The sequence below is a fragment of the Natrinema sp. H-ect4 genome (genome assembly GCF_041894845.1).
Taxonomy (GTDB): domain Archaea; phylum Halobacteriota; class Halobacteria; order Halobacteriales; family Natrialbaceae; genus Natrinema.
This window is the reverse complement of the sequence record NZ_JBHDYC010000003.1, coordinates 252,722-268,979: the sequence shown is the minus strand read 5'-3', so window position 1 is coordinate 268,979 and position 16,258 is coordinate 252,722. Positions and strand designations below refer to the sequence as shown.

Genomic DNA, 16,258 nt, shown 5'->3' with positions numbered 1-16,258 from the left:
TCCGCCGACCGCTGTCACGCGTTCGCGAGCGTTCGGCCCCCGCCTCGAGCGAGAACGGTGGAGGTGTGTCGATGACGACCGCGAGAAGCGATAGACGCGAAACGATGACGGCGGCACGAGGGGCGTGAAACGGCCGTCGAAACGAATGCGATACTACGCTGCCAGGAACCGCCGTCGGGCGACGGCGAGAGATGGCTACTGAGTGGGTGAGTTCGCCGGGCGGAGCGTGAGAGACGCTCCGTCAGTAACGGTGATCAGATAGGCACTGAACGTGAACGTTACTGTGATCGGATCGGTGCTCGACGTGGCGGGCTTCGAATCGAACAGCGCCGTCAGTGCCTCCGGGTCGATCGCCTCGTACAACGGCGTCAGCGAACAGGGGTCACAATCCTCGACCGAACTCACCGCGAGGACGATCGCAGTACACACGGATTCGTCCTCTCCAATTTCATATTCCACAGCGGATGTTTAGATTCTATCAACGTAAAGATACGACCTGTGAGGTATCGAGTGAACGTTTGGTCCGATCGTCAGTACGGCTACGTGAGGCGATCGAAATCACGTCGGTTCGTCGGTTTCCGCTGTGACGTTTTCCGTCAGTTCGTACGTGAAAATCCGCTCCGCGAAGGTCGCGAAGCCGTGGTCGACACCGTCGGTCCACACCGCCGTTTCGTTCGGGACGCCCGGCAGTTCCTCCTCGTGGAGGGCACTCACGAGTACTGGCCCCCGGTCGACGAGGAGAAGCCGGCTGAGGCGCGGAGAGCCGGACATAGCGGTAAACCACTCGATCAGGTCGGTGGTGAAGACTGTTGCGTCGATCGCCATGCTCTCGACGTGATCGCGGGTCGACTCGGAGACGGTTCCGACGTGAACGGAGATGTCGCCGTCACTGACGTCCGCCAAGGCGTCGGCGGTGACCTCGTCCAGCATGTCTTCCTCCAACACCAGCAACACGACCTCGTCGCTCGCATCGGTGATGAGGTCGACGATTCGCCCGGTGACTTGCTCGTGGGTATTGAGCGCCCACACCCCCTGCTGGGCGTCCTTGTACGCCGGTTCCAGTTGCTCGAGCGTCCGTTCCGCCGTGTCGAAGTACGATTCGTACTCCTTGCGGAGAATCTGGATCGCGGTGTCGGTCGACACGCTCTGATACATCCGCGGCTCCGTCTCGTGGATCTCGATCAGCCCCTTCTTCCGGAGCCGATCCATCGTCTCGTACACCCGCGACCGCGGGATATCCGCCACCTGACCGATTTCCTTGGCCGTCCCGTGCGGGAGTTGTGCGAGCGCAACGAAACACCGCGCTTCGTACTCGGTCAACCCGAGTTCCTCCAGCGCCGCTATCGCTTCCTGAGCCTCTCCCATATCGGGGGTAGGGTTCGCATCGGGTAGTCTCTTTGGCGTGTTCTTCCCGGAGGAACACTGCGGCCGGTGTTCCTCTCGAACTGGCGGTCGACTTAAACGGATCCGCAGGGTACTGCGGGACAGTCGATCAGCGACCGTTCCCGTCTCCGCACAGGGACGGGCACTGTGACTCACACTCGTCAACGACCATGGAATACGAAACACATCCTCCCGTGACCGACGAACAGACCATCGATACACTCTTGGCGCTCCTTCGCAACCGATACCGCCGCGACGTCGTTGATATCCTCTCCGAGCGGGAGTCGTCGATGCCGCTACACGACCTCGCCGCGGTGGTCGCAACAGCCGAAACGGGGCCGGAATCGGACCGCGCGTCGACGGAACGAACGCACGAAGTCGCCGCCACGTTGCATCACATCCACTTGCCGAAGTTGGACGACGCCGACATCGTCGACTACGATACCGAGACGCATTCTGTGACGCCCGGTCGAGCGACGGCGCTCGTCGCGCTCATGCGCTCCGTCGAGAACGGTCGGTAAGCAGAGACAACAAGAGCAGGGACGGCGATTCAGTCGTCGCTCACGACGGGAACGCTCGCACGAACCTCGAGCCGGTCCAGATCCCCGATAAAGGAAGCCAGCATCTCGCGGGTGACGTGGGGCATGCAGACGACCCGCAACTCGCCCGTCGCGGTCCGCGAAATCCGCCAGCCCTTGGCCCGCAGCGCGTCGAACGTCGACCGCGGCACGTCGGCCGCAACCAGCGGGAGCGTGGGATCGGCGACCTGATAGCCCCGCTTCTCGAGGGCGTCAGCGAGCCACTCGGCGTTGTTCTGCGAGCGGACGTACTGGCGGCGGTAGCCGCCGGGCCACAGCTCTTCCATCGCGGCGACGGCGCTGGCGACGCCCGCGCCCGAACGGGTGCCAGTCAGCGTCGCCTGGGAGGTCGACTCGAGGTAGGGCGTGTCGACGGCGAGTTCGTCGAGCAGGTCGGGAGTGCGGACGAGCAATCCCCCCGCGGGAACCGCGGCCTGTCCCATCTTGTGAGGATCGATTGTCATCGTGTCGACCGCGGCGTGGTCGAAGTGCCAGTCGTAGTCGGTAAACGGGAGGACGAAGCCGCCCCAGGCGGCGTCGACGTGGAGCAGGGCGTCGACCGACGCCGCGATTTCGCCCAGTTCCGGGATGGGGTCGACGCGGCCGTACTCGGTCGTCCCCGCGACGCCGACCACCAGCGCCGTGTCGTCGTCGACGCTCGCGCGGACGGCCTCGAGGTCGGCCCGATGGCGCTCATCGGTCGGGACGAGTCGCAGTTCGACGCCGAGCAGGTCGGCGGCCTTCTGGAAACTGAAGTGACCCGACTCGGGCATGACCACGTTCGGCGAGCGGCTCTCGGCCCGCTCGCGGGCGATCCGGACCGCCTGAATGTTCGCCTCCGTGCCGCCGCTAGTGACGTAGCCCGCGGGGTCGTCCAGCCCCGCGATCTCGCTCAGAAGGGCGATAGCGTCGTCCTCGAGCGCCGATACGTTCGGATAGCTGCCGGGATCGCCGGGGTTCGTCGCGAGAAACCGCTCGGCCGCGTCGCGCGCCGCAGGATGGGGTTCCGTACACATCGACGAGAGAACCCGATCGAACGCTTGCGGCTCGATTTGCATATCACGTCTGTGAACGGTCATGCGTTTATTTGTTACGTTTGTCACCGTTTCTCGACGGGGATCGTTCGAGTCGAAACGGGACGGACACGTGCCGCCGAAAGCGTGCCTTCAAGTCCGCCGCCGCGCAACGCCAACCCATGAACCCAGGCGACCGCGTCCGCGTCGACCGCGCGGATCGCACGTACGAAGGCGTGTTGCTCCCCTCGAGCACGGACGAGCAGCTCGTGGTGAAACTCGAGGGCGGCTACAACGTCGGCGTCGATCGCGAGGCGGCCGACGTGTCAGTCCTCGCTGAAGACGTCTACGAGATCGACGGGACGGACTCGACGGGGCCGGATAGCGAGGCGGGGAGTTCGGAGATCGAGTTCGACGACGATCTGCCGACGATTTCGCTGCTCTCGACCGGCGGGACGATCGCCTCGACGATCGACTACCGGACGGGCGCGGTGACGGCGCAGTTCGACGCCGAAGACGTCCTGCGGGCCGTTCCCGATCTCGCGGGCCGCGCGAACTATCGCGGGCGGGTCGTCGCCAACATCCTGTCGGAGAACATGGAACCGCCGATCTGGCGGGACCTCGCCGAGGCGGTCCACGAGGAGATCGAAGCCGGTGCCGACGGCGTCGTCGTCATGCACGGCACCGACACGATGCAGTACTCCGCGTCGGTCCTTTCGTTCATGCTCGAGACGCCGGTGCCGATCGTCTTTACCGGCTCCCAGCGCTCGGCCGACCGCCCGTCCTCGGACAACGTCATGAACGCCGTCTCGGCCGTCGAGGCCGCCAAGAGCGACTGCGCGGAGGTCATGGTCTGTATGCACGCCTCCGAATCGGACGACGTCTGTGCGCTCCATCGGGGCACCCGCGTGCGGAAGAACCACACCTCGCGCCGGGACGCGTTCGAGACCGTCGGCGCGAAGCCGCTGGGCGAGGTTAACTACGAAGCGAGCGGGGACGAGACGGTCTCGTTCCGCCGCGACTATCGGGAGCGCGGCGCGGTCGATCTCTCGATCGAACCCGACCTCGAGGACGACGTCGAACTACTCAAGTTCACGCCCGGGATGGATCCCCAGTTCCTCGACGTGGTCGAGGGCTCGGAAGGGCTGGTCATCGAAGGGACCGGCCTCGGCCACGTCCATACCGACCTCGTTCCGCGGATCGCGGAGCTGGTCGAAGACGGCACGACGGTCGTTATGACGAGTCAGTGTCTCGAGGGGCGGGTCTGCGACCGGGTCTACGATACCGGTCGGGACCTGCTCGAGGCCGGCGTGATCGAGGCCGGCGACACGCTGCCGGGGACCGCGAAGGTCAAACTAATGTGGGCGCTCGCGAATTCTGACGACGTCGAGGAAGCGATGGGGACCTCGCTGGCCGGCGAGATTCAGGAACGGTCGGTTCCCTGGGAGTAGATCGGGCTTTCTGAGCGCCGACAACCGCGAATGAAGTAGCGAATTCTCGTGAAAATAAGTGTAACAGAGCGTCCTGCTACCGTGGCAACAGGGAATGGCCACACCCTCCCCAGCCGATTCGCTCACTCCCTACGGTCGTTCGCTCATCCACTGTCAGAGCACGCTCTGACAAGCCTTCGCTCACGAGTTCGCGAAGACCTCGCACGGCATTGTCCCGCGGTTCGCCGATTACGAACCGCGGTACAGCGTGCGCCACCGCACGTCGGATGGCCAGTCTGAGTGAGACAGAGATCGATGCCGGAATACAGTACGAGAAGCCCCGGTGATCTATCACGAGGGTGGCTGGCATTTCCCACGGCTTCCGGGAACGGCAAGGTTCTTGGTACAGGTCTTGAATATCCGAGTACAAACAGCCATGTCGTCCTCCGCCGCGGCAATGCCGACCGCGATCGCCCTTGCGGTGGTCAAGACGCTCGTCCTCATCGTCGGCGGTGTCATCACCTTCTTCGCCTACAAGGCCTACCGGCGGACCCGTCAACCCGCGCTCGGCTATCTCTCGCTCGGCTTCGGACTCGTCACCCTCGGGCTGGTGCTTGCCGGCATGCTCTATGAACTGCTCGCCGTCCCGTTGATGACCGGCATCCTGCTCGAGAGCCTGCTGGTCCTCGCCGGCTTTCTCGTAATCGCGCGTTCGTTGTACGTCACCTGACGAACCAAACTAGTTTGGCACCACTTCTATTGGTGATCAAGCGGTACGTTACCGTACGGCAGGGAGACGGAGCACTGAACCATGGAGTTCCGTCTCCGCTGCCGTCGTACCCCCTTCCTTTCCGGTGTCAATCGCGGGCCAGCTGTCGCAACCACCGACGGACGTACTGACGGACAGCCGTCAGTATAAGTGGCCTCCACAACGAGTGGTGGCTATGAGCGGCGATCCCGACCACGTGAGTCCCACCGGCGGCCGTGATTCGAGCCGACTCCGTCGACTAGTTCTCGCGAGTGATCGACGATGAGCGACGCCGACGAACCGGCGCTGGCCGTCGGTGCGGACGCGCTCACCGAACGGGGCGCAGGGCTCGAGGTGGCAGTCGTCGGCGCGGGAGCCATCGGTGCGACCGCGGCCTACGATCTCGCATGCGAGGGCGCAACGGTGACGCTCTACGACCGCGGCAGCGTCGCCAGCGGAGCGACCGGCCGGGCCGCAGGAATCTGCTACGACGCCTTCGCGGACGGGCTCGACGCCGAGATCGCCGGCGACGCGATCGAGCGGTTCCGCGCGTTCTCGAGCGACGATACGTTCTCGTTCGTCGAGTGCCCCTACGTCTGGCTCGCCCGCGAGGGCGATGGTCAACGTGCCGACGCGATCCGCGACCAGGTTCGGCGGATGCAGGACAACGGCATTGTCGCCCTCGAGATAGACGGCGACGCGCTGGCGGAACGATTTCCCGCCCTTCGGACGGACGATGTCGCCGTCGCGGGGATCGCTGGCGGGGCGGGCTACGTCGATCCGACCGCGTACACCGCCTGCCTCGCGGCCGCGGCCACCGGTGCCGGCGCGACCCTCGAGACCGAGACGACAGTCGACGTCCGAACCGATCCTACGCGAGTCGTTCGTCCCGATGGCGAGGTCCACGAGGTCGACGCGGTGCTCGTCGCCGCCGGCGCACGTACCAAGGGGCTGCTCGCAGATGCGGGTATCTCCCTCGCAGTCAAGCCGTACCGCGTGCAGGCGCTGGTCGCGACCGCCGACCTCGCGGAACCGATGTGTTACGACGCGACCGGCGGCTTCTACCTGCGACCCCACGCGGCCGGCCTCCTCGCGGGCAACGGGACCGAAGACCGCGAGGCCGATCCCGACGCGTACGAGCGAGACGCCGATCCCGCGTTCGCAGACGGGTTACTCGAGCGGGTCAGCCATCGCGTGCCGAGCATCGCGGACGGCGAACACGGACTCGAGCGAGCGTGGGCTGGCCTCTGTACGGCGACGCCCGACCGGGATCCGCTCGTCGGACGCATCCGCGACGGGCTGTACGTCGCGACCGGATTCCAGGGCCACGGCTTCATGCGTGCACCGGCGATCGGAGAGCGGCTCGCGGAGGAGATACTCGACGGGGGCAGAATCGACGCCTTCGATCCGACGCGGTTCCGCGGCGACGAGGCGTTCGATGTCGTTGAAGGGATGGCGCTCGACCCGAACTGAGACGGTCCGCTGTCACTGTGTCCCGGCGTACCCACATGGCGGGTCGCAGATGTGCCGAAACTGACCGACAGTAGTCGTCCGAAGTCGCCCGAGTCAGTCGTCGATGACGACCGGTTCGGTGTCGGATTCCGAATCGGACGCGTCAGTTGCGTCGATTTTCGTATCCGACTCGGCGTCGGACGCGTCGCTGACCGCGGAGTCCTTCGGAATTTCGACGCTCAGCGTCCCGGTTTCGGAGAGTCGCGCCGTTCCGGCGTCCGGGTCGACGACCGCGTCGGTCGGTAACTCGGCGTCTGCGGACAGCGACATTCCGCGGCCGGGAAACCGCATCTCGTACCCCTCGTGGAACTGTCGGAACCGGTCGATCCGGATCTTCACGTTTCCCTCGAGATAGCGGACCTGCACGTCGTCCGGTTCGGCGCCGGGCGCGTCGAAGACGACGCGGTAGGAGGCGTCGTTCTCGAGGACATCGACGGGCAGCGATCGATGGTTCTGGACGCGACCGTTCGCGCGCCCGACCTGTCGGTACAGCGCGCTACCGACCGATTTTCCGAGGTCTTTGAGGGTCACGGGGCATCACCCCGGGTGGTGCGTGGGACGCGGGCGGCGGTCGCAGGGACCTGGAGAAAGGGTGTGCAGTACATGGGAGATATGACCGTACGAACGGGTACGATAGCCGGGTTGATATTCCTTTTGCTCGGAGCAAAAGAAACGTCTGACGAGCGGGGCACTCCGCTCAGAGTTCCACCCGCTCGAGGCAGTCGGTTCCGCCACAGACCGGACACGAGAGCTCCGAGACGCCGAAGTCGTCGGGCACGTCGTAGGTGTAGTGATTCTCGAAGATGTCGAGAAAGCAATCATCCGCGGTACAGACGATCTCCTCAGTGGGTGGCATGTGCGATAGTAGCATCACGACGACCATCAACGTCGGGGTTGCGGCACTCGAGTTCCAACCCGTGACCGTCCCGTCTTCCAGCCAGTGTCACTGTACTCCGGCGCGCGCTGTGGCACGTCCGAACGCGAGTGAGGGCGCACAGCCGAAATCGTTCGAGTCGGCTGGGGTGTGCGAGGCGCGAATGGAGTGAGCGCCTCGCAAGATGCGAACGGAGGACGGAGTGGCCCGTGAGTGGCGAGGCATCGGGCGGGACTGAGACGGTCTGTGTACCGATGTTCCGGAGCGACCGCAGGACGGTTCGTGGTTGCGCCGGAACTGACGGACAACAGTCCGTCTGAACGGGGCGACTCGGCAGGCTCTTGGGCCCGCCGGCCCGGAGCGTTCGTGTAGTCACCGTTTTACCCCTCGAGTCGCTATCGGGAGCCATGACAGACCCCGAGACGCTGGCGGTGACGATCGTCGACGGCTACGTCGACGAGCCCGCGCACTTCGGGGTGCCGCCGTACATCTCGACGTATCCCCGGTACGCTGCGGGCGCACTCGTCGACGCGGGCGTCCCGCGCGAGCAGATCACGTACCACACGATCGATCGACTCCGCGACGAGCCCGACTACTGGCGCGACGTCGACGAGGCCGACCTCCTGCTCTACCTCGGCGGGATGACCGTCCCCGGGAAGTACGTCGGCGGTACGCCGGCCGAACCCGACGAAGTCCGAAAGCTCGCCTGGACGACCGACGGCACGAGCCTCATGGGCGGCCCCGTCAAGTTCGGCGTCGGCGACGAGAACGCCGGCGCAACCGAGACCGAGCGCCGGGATCTCGACTTCGATTTCGTCGCCAAAGGCGACGTCGAAGCCGCCGTCTACGACCTCGTCGAGAGCGGTCTCGAGGGGTTCAACAACCGAATGCGCGACGTCGACGAGGTATCGCGATGGGCGCAAGAGGGAGCCTTCGTCGTCGAACAGCACCCCAATCATCCCCAGCATCTCATCTGCGAACTCGAGACCTCCCGCGGCTGTGCCTACCGGTGTTCGTTCTGTACGGAACCGCTCTACGGTAACCCGTCCTTCCGGTCGCCGCCGTCGGTCGTCGGCGAGGTCGACGCGCTCTCCGATTACGGCGTGAAACACTTCCGACTCGGCCGGCAGGCCGACATCCTCGCCTACGGCGGCGACGGCGAAGCCCCAAATCCCGACGCCCTGCGCCAACTCTACAGCGGGATCCGCGAGGTCGCGCCCGACCTCGAGACGCTCCACCTCGACAACATGAACCCGATCACGATCGTCAACTGGCCCGAACAGAGCCGGGAGGGGATCCGGATCATCGCCGAGCACAACACGCCCGGCGACACGGCCGCATTCGGCCTCGAGTCGGCCGACCCAGTCGTCCAGGAGGCGAACAACCTCAACGTCACCGCCGAGGAGTGTTTCGAAGCGGTCAAGATCGTCAACGAGGAAGCGGGCTGGCGACCCGGGGGAGATCGTGACGCCGCGCCCACCTTCGGCGACGACGCGCCGCGCCGACTGCCCAAGCTCCTCCCAGGAATCAACCTCCTGCACGGCCTCAAGGGCGAGCGCGAGGAGACCTACGAGCGCAATCGTGCGTTCCTCCAGCGGGTGTACGACGAGGGCTACATGCTCCGGCGGATCAACATCCGGCAGGTGATGGCCTTCGACGGCACCGACATGAGCGAAACGGGTGCCGAGATCGCAAACGAGCACAAGCAGCTGTTCAAACGCTACAAGAAGCGGGTCCGCGAGGAGATCGACAACCCGATGCTCGAGCGCGTCGTGCCCCCGGGAACCGTCCTCCCGGACGTCCACCTCGAGTACCACCAGGACGGCAAGACCTTCGGACGCCAGCTCGGCACCTACCCCCTGCTGGTTGGGATCCCGGGCGAACGCGAACTCGATCGGACCATCGACGTCGCGGTCGTCGATCACGGCTACCGCTCGGTGACCGGCGTTCCCTACCCGCTGGATCTCAACGGGGCCTCGATGGACGAACTCGCTGCCATCCCCGGTATCGGCGACCGCACCGCGGGCGATATCGTCGTCAATCGACCCTATGAATCCGTCGCCGACGCCGCCCTCGGGACCGAGTTCGACCTGACGCAGTTCATGACGACGCGGCCGCTCGAGCGCGCGGACTGAGTTTGACTTCAGTCGAATTCGTCCCGAAACGGGCGCTTTGCCCGTCAATCGACGGCTCGGTGTCGGTAGTTCTATTATGGATGGGGATCAGAAGTGAAACAGAGGGGTCTCCCTGTGGAAATATCTGAAAAATTGCTGTGTCTGTTCAGTACGGACGTTTCGGAAGAGGAGGATCGATACGTCATTGAGGTGCCGCGCCAGGAGATCGAAACCGGCGATATCGACCCCGGCGAGGTCTACCGCGTCGCGCTCATCTCGCGGGAGGGCGAGGCGAGTACCGACGAAGGGACGACGACCGCGACGGCCCAGAGCGCGCCATCGGAGCCGCAGCCGCCGGTCGACGTCGGCGAAACGCGCTACGTCGAGATCGAAGACATCGGCAAGCAAGGCGACGGGATCGCCCGCGTCGAACGCGGCTACGTCATCATCGTGCCCGGCGCCGACGTCGGCGAACGCGTCAAGATCGAGGTCACCGAGGTCAAGTCGAACTTCGCCGTCGGCGAGATCATCGAGGACACGTTCTAACAACGACCTTTTTTGTCCGGGTCCTCGCACGCCTTCGGCGCGCTCGAACCCGGGCAAAAAATCTGGACCAAAAAAGGCCGAACGCGAGCGGTGCGAGGGCTGAGCGAAGCCCTCGCACCGCTCGCGCTCGGGAAAACGGCGCGCTTCGCGCGCCGTACAGTGGGGTCTACCGCCGTTCGCTCCGCTATCAACACCTATCGTATTTCGTTACTCGAGTCACAGATTTGGAAAGGTGTCCTAGAACGTGGATAATCGACCGATCTACCGGCCTACGACTCACTCCTCGAGCGGCGTCCCGTCCGCCCGTTTCGCGCCTTCGGAGTCGTGAACGACGATCTCGCCGGGGTCGCGGTCGGCGGGCGCGTAGTTGTCGCGGACGGCGATGGCCTCCTCAAGTTCCCGAACGGCGCGTTCCTTGAGCGCTCGAGCGAGGTCTTCGGCGTCGTCTCGAGAGATGTCCCGGCCGAGTCCCTCGCACTCGTGGGCGCGGACCATTCCCGCTTCGTCGACCGCCTCGCCCATCGGCTGGCTGGTGCCCGCGAGCGCGACGCTGAAGGGATAGGTCTGACAGATGAGCGGACGGTCGTCGTGAGCGGCGCAGGCTCCCATTCCCGAATCGTCCTCCTCGTAGAAGGTACAGTCGCCGCAGTCGTCGGTTTGCAGCGCCCACTCGAAGGTCTCCCCCTCGAGCTCGCCGTCTCCCGTCTCCGAGAGGCCGTACGGCATCGGGCGGGCGATATCGCGCCAATCGTAGTCCCCGTCGTAGCTATCACTCTCCTCAAGAGTACGCACTTCCTCCGGGAATACCGTCGCGGTGTGGTCGTCCTCGGCGTCGGCCTTGCAGCAGGCCCCACAGCGCGTACACTCGAAGCCGATCGACTCGATCGCGTCCGCGAGGTCGTCGACCGCGAGTTGGCGGGCGTCGTCGAGTTCGGCCTCGAGCGATTGCACACCCGAGAGGACGGAGTCAACGCGGAAAAGTCAGTCGTCCTCGGCGTCGGTCGCGACCGCGGCCGCCCGCTGGCCGTCCCACTCCACGCTATCTTCGACGGCAAGTTTCTCGAGGTGGGCGACGACCGTCGCTCGCGCGAGGTCGCGAACGCCCGAGAGGTCCTTCTCGTAGGCCGACTCGAGGATTTCCTCGAGGGAGCGGGAACCGGAGCGGACCGTATCGAGCACCCGCTGCTCGCGCTCGGCCCGGTGGGAGAGCAGGCGCTCGAGGGTTTTCCGGGGCGCGTCGATTTCGGGGCCGTGACCGGGATAGAGCGCTGGCGGATCCGTCGCCCAGAGGCGACGTAGCGTTGTCACGTACGCGCGCATGTCGCCCTCCGGCGCGCCGACGACGACGCTCCCCTCGCGGACGGCGCAATCGCCACAGATGATCGGCCCGCCGCGGCCGGCCTCGAGCGCGACGTGGTCGGGAGCGTGTCCCGGTGCGTCGAGGATGCGGACGCGCTCGTCGCCAAGCGGGATCGCCGTCCCGGGCGTGAACGTGCGGTCGGGATCGCACCCCGTCGCGTCGCGAAACCGGTCGGTCCGACCGTCGCGAGCCCAGACCGTCGCGTCGGTTTCGGCCGCGTACGTCTCGACGGCACCGACGTGGTCGGGATGGGTGTGAGTGACGAGAAGGTGTTCGACGGATCGCTCGCGGACCGCTCGATCGAGGGCATCGGTTCGAGCTGCGGGGTCGACGAGGACCGACGGCTCGCGGCCGAGCTCGCCGTCCGACGACGGGTCCGCCGCCTCGAGTAGATACGCGTTGGTGTCGCCGGACGGCGCGCGCGTCGAGACTGGGACGGACCACCGAGTGACGTGCATGTCGGGACAGTGTGACCGGGCGAAAAAAGACGTATCGACGGCGACCGGCGTCAGTCCCACCCCTTCCCGAGCAGCGGAGACGAGGCCGGCGAGACGCTCAGTTCTTGAGGAAGTACACCTGCTTGCGCGCGTCGCGGAAACTGTACCGCGATCCGACGAGGCCGACGTCCTCGAGTCGGTTGAGCGCGTAGCGAACGGTGCGGTCGGGGAGCAGCGATTCCTCGGCGAGTTGGCCCTGGGAAAGCGGCGAGTCGGCCTCCAGCACTTTCGCAACGAGTTTCGCGCTCGGCGGCAGGTCGCGGAGTCGGTTGCGGTATTCGTCCTCCGACAGCGATTCCTCGGCTGCGGCGCCACGGTCCTCGGCTGTACTCGTGCTCATACCTACTGCAGCGAAACCGTCGATGGTAAAGCTTCCCTATATGTGGATACGAATAATGCAGTTTGTATAAGGCATATGAATGAGGTATTAACACAGATGTGTGATTGCCGGTTTTCGGCATTGATCACCCCACTGGACCGCAAAAGACGGGTTTTATGTCGACAGCAATTCGTCAACGGACTCCAGTATCGTTTTATCCCATCGCGACAGTAGATTCGCTCAGTGTGAAAGGACAGGAGTGGTACCAGGCCGACGACATCGCCGAGGAATACGACGACAAGCGATTCTCCCGGGGCGGTCAGCTGATTGACCGTCGGGAGAAAGCGGCCGTCCTCGAGTCCATCATGCCCGTCGAGGACAAGAAGGTCCTCGAGATCGCCTGTGGTACCGGGCGGTTTACGGTCATGTTGGCCCATCAAGGAGCCGACGTGGTGGGACTGGACATCTCGGCGGCGATGTTACAGCAGGGACGACGGAAGGCTCGGAACGCGGACATCGCGGGCACGCTCGAGTTCCTCCGGGGTGACGCGGGACGGCTCCCCTTCCCGGACGATCACTTCGATACCGTCATCGCGATGCGGTTTTTCCACCTTGCGGACGATCCGGAGGCGTTCCTGGCGGAGATGCGACGCGTCTCCCGCGATCAGATCGTCTTCGACACGTTCAACCGATTTTCGTCGCGGAGCATCTACAACTGGGCGCTCCCGATGGGGTCGCGACTCTACTCGAAGAGCGAGGTCGCGGTCCTGCTCGCGAAGACGGATCTGACGCTCGTCGACGTCGAGGACGACTTCCTCCTCCCCTACGGGCTGTACCGATCGATTCCCAACGGCCTCGCGTCACCGCTGCGCGCGCTCGACAACGCCGTCGGAGAACTGCCGATCACCGACCACTTCGCGTCGGTGTCGTACTGGAACGCACGCGTTCGCTGACCGAGCGAACTGAATCCCATCTATTTACTATCAGGAGCCCCTATCGGGGGATATGGAGCTCTCGGTAGTCGTCTCGACGCTGAACGACCGGGAGCGATTGCTGTCGTGTCTCGACGCCCTCACGGAGCGAACGCCGTCGTCGACGGAGGTTATCGTCGTAAACGGCCCATCCTCGGACGGGACGACCGGCGTCGTCCGCGACCGCGGCGATGTCGACGTCCTCGTCGAGATATCGGAACGGAACTCGAGCGTCTCCCGAAACGCCGGCCTCGAGGTCGCAACGGGCGAGATCGTCGCCTTCCTCGACGGCGAGTACGCGATCGAACACAGCTGGTATCCGGCCATCGACGAGGCGATGGCCGGCGCGACGGACGTCGTCACCGGCCCCGTAACGGGCAGTCCCGCGAGCGGAGACCGGCAGTCACCCCAACAGGTCGCCGGTCGATCGGTGACCCACGTTCATGGCGGCAACGTCGCCTTCGAACGGTCCGTCCTCGAGGCCCTGAACGGCTTCGACGAATACCTCGAGGAAGCAAGCGAACGCGATTGCGCACACCGTCTGGCCGGCCTCGAGTACGAGGTGTCGTGGGACGCGGCCATGGCCGCCCGCCGCGAGATCGGGACCGACGGCGGCGAGCCGATCGACGTGGGGCGGTCCGCGTCGGAACTCCGTTCCGATGGCGGCCGGGCCGATCCAGACTGGGGAGCGACCTACCGGTCGCTGTCCTACCGACTGGCGAAGAACTACGGACTGCGACCGAGCGTCCTCGCCCGGACCGTCGGTAGCGCGCTGGGGGAGGCTGCCGCCGGCGTCCGTCGGCTGGCAGCGGGCGAGGCGACGCCGACGGGATGGGTATCCGACGGCACGGCCGTCGTCACGAACGTCACGCGCGGCCTGTGGGACGGCGTTCGCGCACGGTATGGGGATCGCTCGAGCCGGCGCAATCCCAACGGGATCGCCGAGCGCCACGACCGAGCGGTCCGGGTCTACGACTGGCGTTGATCGGCGACGTGACCGATACGGAGATGGTGCGTCTCGACCGCGAGTCAGTACTCGTCAGTGTCGGAGTCGTAGAGATCGGTCGAGAGGTAGCGTTCGCCGGTGTCGGGAAGCACGACGACAACCAGTTCATCGGGGTGGTCGCTCGCGTATTCAGCGGCGGCCGCGAGCGCTGCACCCGAAGAGATACCGACCAACAGTCCGTCCGTCCGGCCCAGTTTCCGGGCCGCGGCTTTGGCGTCGGCCGCCTCGACGGCGCGGACCTCGTCGATGAGGTCAGTCCGGAGGATATCCGGGACGAAGCCGGGGCCGATCCCCTGGATCTCGTGACCCTCGGTACTGCATTCCGAGAGGGTCGGCGACGCGGCGGGTTCGACCGCGACCGACGTGACCTCGTGTTTTCCCTGCGCTTCTTTCACGAACTCCGAGACCCCGGTGATCGTGCCACCGGTCCCGACGCCCGCAACGACCGCGTCGACCGCGCCGTCGGTTGCGTCCCAGATCTCCGGTCCCGTCGTCTTCCGGTGGGCCGCGGGGTTGGCCTCGTTCTCGAACTGCCTCGCCATGATGGCGTCCTCGCGGGTCGCGACGAGTTGCTCGGCGCGTTCGTTGGCGCCCGTCATCCCGTCCTCGGCGGGCGTGAGTTCGAGTTCGGCCCCCAGTGCCCCCAAGAGCTGCCGGCGCTCGGTCGACATCGAGGACGGCATCGTCAGCACGCAGTCATACCCGCGCGCGGCCGAAACCGCCGCCAGCCCGATCCCCGTGTTGCCGCTTGTCGATTCGACGACGGTGCCGCCGGGCTCGAGCGCGCCCGCTCGCTCGGCGGCATCGAGGATTGCTCGAGCGATCCGATCCTTGACCGAGTAGGGGTTGGCCGCCTCGAGCTTCCCGACGCAGTTGTCGGCGACGCTCTCCAGTCGCAACAGTGGTGTCTCGCCGATCAAGTCGGCGACGGTCGCAACGGCATCGATGTCAGCTGTGGGTTCGGCGGTTCCGTCCATTGGGTCAGTCGACCCGGGCCACCCCACTGCCAGTTCCCCCGAACGTCTTCGGGTCTCGGCGGAGACGCTCGAGGCTCAAAGGACCGTTTGAGCTTGGGGTGGGTTTTATTCTCGTCTCCGGCGGTCGGTTACCTATGGACCGACGACAGTTCCTCGCGGCCTCGAGTATCGGGCTGACGACAGCGATGGCGGGCTGTGCGGGAAGCCCGCTCAGTAGCGGCGACGCCGGAACGGAACCGGACGACGAACCCGGATCGAATTCGGACACCGCTCCCGAATCGGACTCCGGCGCGACCGAAGCGGACGGCGAAATCACGGTCAGCGCCAGCGGGGAAGTAGAAACGGAACCGGACCAGGCGGTCGTCAGCCTCGGCGTCGAGGCGTCCGGCGAGAGCGCCGAGGCCGTCACCGACGCGCTCTCGAGCGGTGCCAACGCGCTTCGTGCAGCGTTCGACGACCTCGAGATTCCCGAGGAGAACGTCGAAGAGGGACAGTACCGCGTCTACCCGGCACGTGGACGGAACGCCGACGGGTTCGAGGGAAGACACTCGTTCCGGGTAGTCGTCGCCGAGGTCGACCGCGTCGGCGAGGTCATCGACGGTGCGGTCGAGGCCGGTGCGGACGACGTTGGGCACGTGAGCTTTACGTTGACGGAGGAGACGCAGTCCGAACTTCGGAAGGACGCGATCGACGCAGCGCTTTCGAACGCCGACAACGAGGCGTCCCACATCGCCGACAACCGCGAGGTCCAACTCGAGGGGACGACGGCCGTCACGACCGGCGACGTGCAGGTGCATTCGGTTCGCCGCGAAACCGCAGCCACGGACGACGCGGCCAGCGGCGGGGCACCGCCGACGGAGATAGACGCGGAACCGGTCAGCGTCAGCGCCAGCGTGACGGTCACGTACGCGTTCGCGGCGTGACCGGTGA

At 65.6% G+C, this 16,258-nt stretch carries 18 protein-coding genes; 9 read left to right on the top strand and 9 right to left on the bottom strand.

Annotation, left to right across the window (positions count from 1 at the left end; genetic code table 11):
- Nucleotides 1-195: 195 nt before the first annotated feature.
- Together ACEWFR_RS06645 and ACEWFR_RS06640 are read right to left on the bottom strand one after the other, a co-directional pair.
- A complete protein-coding gene (locus ACEWFR_RS06645) occupies nucleotides 196-459 on the bottom strand; it encodes a HalOD1 output domain-containing protein (RefSeq protein WP_374060284.1) in 264 nt (87 codons plus the stop codon).
- A 99-nt stretch (nucleotides 460-558) separates the two neighbouring features.
- A complete protein-coding gene (locus tag ACEWFR_RS06640) occupies nucleotides 559-1,365 on the bottom strand; it encodes a TrmB family transcriptional regulator (RefSeq protein WP_374060283.1) in 807 nt (268 codons plus the stop codon).
- A 188-nt stretch (nucleotides 1,366-1,553) separates the two neighbouring features.
- Here ACEWFR_RS06640 and ACEWFR_RS06635 point away from each other — a divergent pair, with 188 nt between their 5' ends.
- The gene (locus ACEWFR_RS06635; protein ID WP_374060282.1) at nucleotides 1,554-1,904 is read left to right on the top strand and encodes a hypothetical protein; all 351 of its coding nucleotides are present in this window, start codon (nucleotides 1,554-1,556) and stop codon (nucleotides 1,902-1,904) included.
- 29 nt (nucleotides 1,905-1,933) lie between these two features.
- Here the strand turns inward: ACEWFR_RS06635 and mfnA are convergent, their stop codons facing one another.
- A complete protein-coding gene (mfnA, locus tag ACEWFR_RS06630; protein WP_374060281.1) occupies nucleotides 1,934-3,040 on the bottom strand; it encodes a tyrosine decarboxylase MfnA in 1,107 nt (368 codons plus the stop codon).
- A gap of 116 nt (nucleotides 3,041-3,156) precedes the next feature.
- On the opposite strand from mfnA, the gene gatD reads away from it, so the two are divergent.
- The 3 genes from gatD to ACEWFR_RS06615 all read left to right on the top strand — a co-directional run bounded on the left by gatD (nucleotide 3,157) and on the right by ACEWFR_RS06615 (nucleotide 6,625).
- Nucleotides 3,157-4,425, top strand: a complete 1,269-nt coding sequence (gene gatD, locus ACEWFR_RS06625) for a Glu-tRNA(Gln) amidotransferase subunit GatD (RefSeq protein WP_374060280.1) — start codon at nucleotides 3,157-3,159, stop codon at nucleotides 4,423-4,425.
- 415 nt (nucleotides 4,426-4,840) lie between these two features.
- Complete coding sequence (locus tag ACEWFR_RS06620) at nucleotides 4,841-5,134, top strand: hypothetical protein (RefSeq protein ID WP_098724655.1); 294 nt, start codon at nucleotides 4,841-4,843, stop codon at nucleotides 5,132-5,134.
- Nucleotides 5,135-5,434: 300 nt separating this feature from the next.
- Complete coding sequence (locus ACEWFR_RS06615) at nucleotides 5,435-6,625, top strand: NAD(P)/FAD-dependent oxidoreductase (RefSeq protein ID WP_374060279.1); 1,191 nt, start codon at nucleotides 5,435-5,437, stop codon at nucleotides 6,623-6,625.
- A gap of 93 nt (nucleotides 6,626-6,718) precedes the next feature.
- Here ACEWFR_RS06615 and ACEWFR_RS06610 read toward each other — a convergent pair whose 3' ends face one another.
- Entirely contained in the window at nucleotides 6,719-7,195 is a 477-nt protein-coding gene (locus ACEWFR_RS06610; RefSeq protein WP_374060278.1) for an Hsp20/alpha crystallin family protein, read from the bottom strand.
- A gap of 166 nt (nucleotides 7,196-7,361) precedes the next feature.
- The gene (locus ACEWFR_RS06605) at nucleotides 7,362-7,520 is read right to left on the bottom strand and encodes a hypothetical protein (RefSeq protein WP_176548128.1); all 159 of its coding nucleotides are present in this window, start codon (nucleotides 7,518-7,520) and stop codon (nucleotides 7,362-7,364) included.
- Between the two features lie 425 nt (nucleotides 7,521-7,945).
- On the opposite strand from ACEWFR_RS06605, the gene ACEWFR_RS06600 reads away from it, so the two are divergent.
- Entirely contained in the window at nucleotides 7,946-9,673 is a 1,728-nt protein-coding gene (locus ACEWFR_RS06600; RefSeq protein WP_374060277.1) for a radical SAM protein, read from the top strand.
- Nucleotides 9,674-9,787: 114 nt separating this feature from the next.
- Nucleotides 9,788-10,198: a TRAM domain-containing protein gene (locus tag ACEWFR_RS06595; RefSeq protein WP_098724660.1), complete on the top strand. Its 411-nt coding sequence runs from the start codon at nucleotides 9,788-9,790 to the stop codon at nucleotides 10,196-10,198.
- 276 nt (nucleotides 10,199-10,474) lie between these two features.
- Here the strand turns inward: ACEWFR_RS06595 and ACEWFR_RS06590 are convergent, their stop codons facing one another.
- The 3 genes from ACEWFR_RS06590 to ACEWFR_RS06580 all read right to left on the bottom strand — a co-directional run bounded on the left by ACEWFR_RS06590 (nucleotide 10,475) and on the right by ACEWFR_RS06580 (nucleotide 12,395).
- On the bottom strand, nucleotides 10,475-11,149 hold the full coding sequence (locus tag ACEWFR_RS06590) for a YkgJ family cysteine cluster protein (RefSeq protein ID WP_374060276.1): 675 nt from the start codon (nucleotides 11,147-11,149) through the stop codon (nucleotides 10,475-10,477).
- Nucleotides 11,150-11,179: 30 nt separating this feature from the next.
- The gene (locus ACEWFR_RS06585; RefSeq protein ID WP_374060275.1) at nucleotides 11,180-12,016 is read right to left on the bottom strand and encodes an MBL fold metallo-hydrolase; all 837 of its coding nucleotides are present in this window, start codon (nucleotides 12,014-12,016) and stop codon (nucleotides 11,180-11,182) included.
- 97 nt (nucleotides 12,017-12,113) lie between these two features.
- The gene (locus ACEWFR_RS06580; RefSeq protein WP_374060274.1) at nucleotides 12,114-12,395 is read right to left on the bottom strand and encodes a MarR family transcriptional regulator; all 282 of its coding nucleotides are present in this window, start codon (nucleotides 12,393-12,395) and stop codon (nucleotides 12,114-12,116) included.
- A 224-nt stretch (nucleotides 12,396-12,619) separates the two neighbouring features.
- Here ACEWFR_RS06580 and ACEWFR_RS06575 point away from each other — a divergent pair, with 224 nt between their 5' ends.
- A complete protein-coding gene (locus ACEWFR_RS06575; RefSeq protein WP_098724664.1) occupies nucleotides 12,620-13,327 on the top strand; it encodes a class I SAM-dependent methyltransferase in 708 nt (235 codons plus the stop codon).
- A gap of 52 nt (nucleotides 13,328-13,379) precedes the next feature.
- On the top strand, nucleotides 13,380-14,330 hold the full coding sequence (locus tag ACEWFR_RS06570) for a glycosyltransferase family 2 protein (RefSeq protein WP_374060273.1): 951 nt from the start codon (nucleotides 13,380-13,382) through the stop codon (nucleotides 14,328-14,330).
- Nucleotides 14,331-14,374: 44 nt separating this feature from the next.
- Here ACEWFR_RS06570 and cysK read toward each other — a convergent pair whose 3' ends face one another.
- Nucleotides 14,375-15,328 carry a cysteine synthase A gene (gene cysK / locus ACEWFR_RS06565; protein WP_374060272.1) on the bottom strand — a complete coding sequence of 318 codons (954 nt, stop codon included), beginning with the start codon at nucleotides 15,326-15,328 and terminating at the stop codon, nucleotides 14,375-14,377.
- Between the two features lie 134 nt (nucleotides 15,329-15,462).
- Here cysK and ACEWFR_RS06560 point away from each other — a divergent pair, with 134 nt between their 5' ends.
- Nucleotides 15,463-16,251: an SIMPL domain-containing protein gene (locus ACEWFR_RS06560; RefSeq protein ID WP_374060271.1), complete on the top strand. Its 789-nt coding sequence runs from the start codon at nucleotides 15,463-15,465 to the stop codon at nucleotides 16,249-16,251.
- Nucleotides 16,252-16,258 lie beyond the last annotated feature (7 nt).